A 4,816-nucleotide genomic window follows, 5' to 3' on the forward strand; every position below is an offset into this window, starting at 1 on the left:
TTCCACCTCTTCCCATTCCGAACAGAGAAGTTAAGCTTCGTCACGCCGATGGTACTGCGTAACAGTGGGAGAGTAGGTAGCCGCCGTTTTGGGATCCTTCCCCGGTCTGATGTCCGGGGAAGGATTCTTTTCTTTTTTGAGATTATGCAAATTTCTTTGTTTGCGGTAATTAGTCTTGACAAATGCTTGTTAATTTCCTCCTGTTTGCTTTTTTGTTTTGTAATAGGGCATAAATTATTCTTTTATGTTTTTTTAGTCTCTTTCTTTATAGCATTTCACAAATTTAAAAACCGTTTTATTTCTTCGTAGATTTAATTCTTTTTCGTAACTTCGCGCTGATTAAGAAAATATTAAAGATAATGACGAAACAGCTATTGAAACCTGATTACATCTTTGAATCAAGTTGGGAAGTATGTAATAAGGTAGGTGGAATTTACACCGTACTATCAACAAGGGCAAAAACCTTGCAAGCTGCATTTCCGGATCGAATTTTCTTTATCGGCCCGGATGTTTGGAGAGGTAAGGATAATCCTTTGTTTACCGAAGATGAAAAGGCACTACAAGGTTGGCGTGAGTACGCTACTTTGAATGAAGGATTGAAGGTGAGAGTGGGACATTGGAACATTCCTGGGCATCCAATTTCAATCTTGGTGGATTTTACACCATTTTATGCTCAAAAGAATGAGATTTATACGCAAGCCTGGCTTGATTTTAATGTGGATTCGCTTCATGCGTATGGTGATTATGACGAGGCTTCTATGTTTTCTTATGCTGCCGGTAAGGTTGTAGAAAGTTTCTATCGTTATAATTTGGGTGCTAAAGACAAGGTGGTTTATCAGGCTCATGAGTGGATGACAGGTCTTGGAGCATTGTATATTCAGAAGAAAGTCCCTGAGATTGCAACGATATTTACAACACATGCCACTTCAATCGGACGATCGATTGCAGGTAATAACAAGCCGTTGTATGATTACCTTTTTGCATATAATGGTGATCAAATGGCAGAAGAGTTGAATATGCAATCGAAACATTCGATAGAAAAGCAGACTGCTCATCATGTGGATTGTTTTACTACAGTGAGTGAAATTACAAACAATGAATGCCGTGAATTGTTGGATAAGCCGGCTGATGTCATTCTGATGAATGGTTTTGAGGATGACTTTGTCCCGAAAGGAAAAAAATTTGATGAAAAACGCAAGCATGCCCGTAAGGTGATGCTGAATATGGCCAATAAGCTGCTAGGTACTGAACTGGATGATGATACTATGATTATAGGCACAAGCGGCAGGTATGAATTTAAGAATAAAGGTATTAATGTCTATTTGGAATCGCTTAACCGATTGACCCGTGACAAAAATCTCAAAAAAGAAGTTTTAGCTTTTATAAATGTTCCAGGTTGGGTAGGAGAGGCCCGTGAGGATTTGTTGGAGCGTTTAAGTTCTGACAAAACTTATGACATGCCATTGGAAGTTCCTTTTATTACTCATTGGCTGCATAATATGACACATGATCAGGTTTTGGACATGTTGAAGTATTTGAATATGTCGAATGCTGCTGATACGAAAGTAAAAGTTATCTTTGTGCCGTGTTATCTGGATGGAAAGGATGGTATATTGAATGAATCATATTATGATTTGTTGATAGGCATGGATTTGAGTGTTTATCCTTCTTATTATGAACCATGGGGTTATACTCCATTGGAGAGCGTTGCTTTTCATGTGCCTACCATTACAACTGACTTGGCGGGATTCGGTCTATGGGTGAACTCGGTAGTGAATCATTCAGGAACTTTGCAAGATGGTGTGAAAGTCATTCATCGTACAGATTATAATTATTCTGAAGTCGCTGATTCGATAAAAGATACTGTAACTGAATTTTCAGCATTGTCGAATCAGGCAATTGAAAATATACGTGAACATGCGGCAATAATTGCCGAAAAGGCTTTGTGGAAACATTTTATCCAATATTATTATGAAGCATACGATGTTGCTTTGCGTAATGCAAGGCAGCGTCTTTCTCAGAGTAACGACAATAACTAAAATTCATTTACATACTAAAATTAAACAATATGAAAGTCAAGACTAATTATGCTAACACTCCAGCCTGGAGAGAGGTTAATGTAAAATCTCGTATTCCGGAACCTTTGAAGATGTTGGAAAGAATGGCTCGTAATATTTGGTGGGCCTGGAATGATGAAGCGACAGAGATGTTTAAAGAATTGGATCCGGAATTGTGGCAAGTTGTTGGTCAAAATCCGGTAGCATTATTGGAACGTCTAAGTTATGAAAAATTGGAAGACTTATCAAATGATAAGGCTACATTGAAGAAAATCAATGAGGTATATTCCAAGTTTGAAGCATATATGAATGTGAAGCCAGATGCTTCGCGTCCTTCTGTAGCCTATTTCTGTATGGAATATGGTTTAACTCATGTCTTGAAAATCTATTCTGGCGGTTTGGGTATTTTGGCAGGCGACTATCTGAAGGAGGCTTCAGATAGCAATGTAGATATGTGTGGTATAGGTTTCTTGTATCGTTATGGTTATTTCAAACAAAGCTTGTCGATGGACGGGCAGCAGATAGCCAACTATGAAGCCCAGAATTTTGGAAGCCTGCCTTTGGAGCGCGTCAATGACGAAGAAGGAAAACCCTTGGTTCTTGATGTTCCATATTTGAATTATTATGTGCACGCTTATGTTTGGAGAGTAAATGTAGGCCGTGTACCTTTGTATCTGTTGGATACAGATAATGAAATGAACAGTGAATATGACCGTCCGATTACATACCAGTTGTATGGAGGTGATTGGGAAAACCGATTGAAACAGGAAATCCTCTTGGGTATTGGAGGTGTCTTGTTGCTGAAGAGACTGGGTATCAAGAAAGACGTTTATCACTGCAATGAAGGACATGCGGCATTGTGCAATGTACAGCGTCTGTGCGACTATGTGGAAAGCGGTATGACTTTTGATGAAGCCCTGGAAATCGTGCGTGCTTCTTCTTTGTATACAGTACATACTCCGGTGCCGGCCGGTCACGACTATTTCGATGAAGGTCTGTTTGGTAAATACATGGGTGGATATCCCCAACGTATGGGTATCACTTGGGATGAACTGATGGATTTAGGACGCATCAATCCTGGCGATCATAATGAGCGTTTCTGTATGTCAACGTTTGCATGCAATACATGTCAGGAAGTAAATGGTGTGAGCTGGTTGCATGGAAAGGTTTCACAAGAAATGTTCTCTGGCATTTGGAAAGGATACTTTGCTGAAGAAAATCATGTAGGTTATGTGACCAATGGTGTACATTTCCCCACATGGTGTGCTTCTGAATGGAAGAAATTGTATAACAAATATTTTGATCCGAATTTCTTGAACGATCAGTCTAATCCGAAAATTTGGGAAGCTATCTACAATGTACCCGATGAGGAAATCTGGAAAACTCGTTTAGGGTTGAAAAACAAATTGATTGATTATATTCGCGAACAGTTCCGCAAGAACTGGCTGAAGAATCAGGGTAATCCGGCATTGATTGTATCTTTACTGGATAAAATCAATCCGAATGCATTGACAATCGGTTTCGCTCGCCGTTTCGCTACTTACAAGCGTGCTCATCTGTTGTTCAGCGATTTGGATCGTTTGTCGAAGATTGTAAATAATCCTGACTATCCGGTACAATTCTTGTTTGCTGGCAAGGCACATCCGCATGATGGTGCCGGACAAGGTCTGATTAAGCGTATCATTGAGATTTCAAACCGTCCTGAATTCTTGGGTAAAATTATTTTCTTGCAAGATTATGATATGAAGTTGGCACGTCGTCTGGTTTCAGGTGTTGATATTTGGATGAATACGCCGACTCGTCCGTTGGAAGCTTCGGGTACATCCGGTGAGAAAGCATTGATGAACGGTGTCGTAAATTTCTCTGTTCTTGATGGATGGTGGTTGGAAGGTTATCGTGAAGGTGCCGGATGGGCATTGACCGAAAAACGTACTTATCAGAATCAAGAATATCAGGACCAATTGGATGCAGCTACCATTTATAGTTTGCTGGAAACCGAAATCCTTCCGTTGTATTATGCACGAAATAAGAAAGGTTATTCAGAAGGTTGGGTACGGACCATCAAGAATTCTATCGCACAAATTGCTCCTCATTATACCATGAAGAGACAGTTGGATGATTATTATGCCAAGTTCTATGGAAAAGAAGCTGAAAGATTCCATGCTTTGGAAGCTGATAACTATGCGAAGTTGAAAGCTTTGGCTGCATGGAAAGAAGAAGTGGCAGCCAAATGGGATTCTATTCAGGTAGTATCGATGGATAAGTGTGAAGAATTGCGTCAAGGCAATGTGGAAAGTGGCAAAGATTATATCATTACTTGCGTTGTTGATGAAAAGGGACTTAACGATGCAGTGGGGGTAGAAATGGTAGTTACTTATACAAATGCAGAAGGCAAGGAATATATTTACAGTGTAGTTCCGATGGAACTCGTGAAACGTGAAGGCAATCTGTATACATTCAAGTTGGATTATAGTATTTCGAATGCAGGAAGCTTCAAGGTAGCATATCGTATGTATCCAAAGAATATCGATTTGCCCCACCGTCAGGATTTCTGCTACGTGCGTTGGTTTAACGAATAATCTGTTATTGAACCAATAAAGACATGTGAGCCGGCTGTTTCTTCAAAAGGAACGGCCGGCTTTTTGATGTATGCTCGGCATGAGTATTAGCTAACGGGTGCAAGTCCCTAATGAGCCCTAATAGCGGGAATCATACAGCCCAAAGCAAGGGTGTCCATCGCGAGTTGGAATCTGAAAGAA

2 protein-coding genes and 1 rRNA gene are annotated in these 4,816 nt (G+C 40.1%); all 3 read left to right on the forward strand.

Annotation, left to right across the window (positions count from 1 at the left end; genetic code table 11):
• Window positions 1–89, forward strand: a 5S ribosomal RNA gene (gene rrf / locus B5F25_RS20525); the annotation flags it as partial.
• A gap of 270 nt (window positions 90–359) precedes the next feature.
• Window positions 360–2,039: a glycogen/starch synthase gene (locus B5F25_RS20530; RefSeq protein WP_087213387.1), complete on the forward strand. Its 1,680-nt coding sequence runs from the start codon at window positions 360–362 to the stop codon at window positions 2,037–2,039.
• A 29-nt stretch (window positions 2,040–2,068) separates the two neighbouring features.
• The gene (gene glgP / locus B5F25_RS20535) at window positions 2,069–4,636 is read left to right on the forward strand and encodes an alpha-glucan family phosphorylase (RefSeq protein WP_087251708.1); all 2,568 of its coding nucleotides are present in this window, start codon (window positions 2,069–2,071) and stop codon (window positions 4,634–4,636) included.
• Window positions 4,637–4,816: the final 180 nt, after the last annotated feature.

The sequence above is a fragment of the Bacteroides sp. An19 genome, assembly GCF_002160215.1.
Taxonomy (GTDB): Bacteria; Bacteroidota; Bacteroidia; order Bacteroidales; family Bacteroidaceae; genus Phocaeicola; species Phocaeicola intestinalis.